At 49.4% G+C, this 1,327-nt stretch carries 1 protein-coding gene; it reads left to right on the plus strand.

Going from position 1 to position 1,327, the window contains the following annotated elements; genetic code table 11:
- Positions 1-95 precede the first annotated feature (95 nt).
- Positions 96-1,169: an AI-2E family transporter gene (locus tag B157_RS0113640; RefSeq protein WP_020603874.1), complete on the plus strand. Its 1,074-nt coding sequence runs from the start codon at positions 96-98 to the stop codon at positions 1,167-1,169.
- The last annotated feature ends 158 nt before the right edge of the window (positions 1,170-1,327 follow it).

Here is a 1,327-nt window from a genome sequence, read left to right on the forward strand (position 1 = left end):
AGTTTATTCCGTCACGGTTTAGATGAACTGCGCGATAGAATCCTTAAAGGCCAACCTGTTGGCCACCTTGTACCACTTTTGTCCTGTACTTAGGTATGAGACACACAAATTCCTTCGCGCGCCGGGCTGCTACAGCGGCTTTTGTCAGTCTGCTCATTCTCGCCCTGTTTTTGCTGGTTAGTTACGCGGCCAACTTCTTCTTTCTGGTTTTTGGGGGGATTATCTTTGCGGTGGTAATCAGCGCATTGGGTCATTTTTTAAGTGATAAGACATCCCTCTCTTATAACCTGTCTGTTGCCCTGGTACTGATACTTCTGGTCGTGCTGATTGGCGGTACCGTCTGGGCGCTGGCTCCAGTCGTAAACCAGCAGGCCAACGAACTGGCCGACTCTTTACCGAAGGCCTTTGATCAGCTCAAGCGTAATCTGTCGCAAACAAAATGGGGGCAAAAACTACTGGATGGTATACCGGAAAATCCTAGTAAACTGCTGTCGTCAGACAGTATGAGCAAAGGGGTACTGTCGCAAATGACCGGTATTGTTTCCAGTACACTGGGCGGGCTGGTGAACATCCTGATTGTGGTGATCACGGGTATCTACCTCGCATCCAGCCCTGGCAGCTATCGGAAAGGGTTTGTAAAACTGTTCAATCCAACGTACCGAAACCGCCTGCTGGATGTCATGGACCAGTGTTATACTACGCTGAAAAACTGGTTTATCAGTCGGTCCATTACGATGACCGTTGTAGGCGTCGTAACGGGGGTGGGACTGGCTATTCTGGGCGTTCCGTTTGCCATTGTGCTGGGCATCATAGCGGGCATACTCAACTTTATTCCGAATCTTGGCCCATACATTGCACTGGCCCCGGCTATGCTGGTAGCCTTGCCGGGAGGTACCTCGCAAGTGCTCTACGTGTTTATTCTCTACATGGGGGTACAATCGCTGGAAGGCTATGTGCTCACGCCCCTGCTCGATAAAAAATTCGTATCCCTACCGCCCGCGCTGCTGCTGTTCGGTCAGGTGCTTCTGGGCGTTCTGGTGGGGCTGGCGGGGGTGTTATTTGCCTCGCCCCTGATTGCTGTGCTGCTGGTTATTGTGCAGGAACTATACATAAAAGACCGACTGGAAAATGATACCGGATCGGGACCTGTTTGTAACCCAATCTCATGATTCTAAGGATATTCTAAGATTCATTTAAGCAGGTTCTAAGATTAGAATTGGACTTTGCGAATGCATTAGAGTTTATGTCAATTTAGGCTTAGGATGATTAGGATACTGAACAGGCTTTCGTGTCACTCTGAAATTGTGCAAGCCAGCGCACAAGTGAA

This window comes from Spirosoma spitsbergense DSM 19989, from assembly GCF_000374085.1.
Lineage (GTDB): Bacteria > Bacteroidota > Bacteroidia > Cytophagales > Spirosomataceae > Spirosoma > Spirosoma spitsbergense.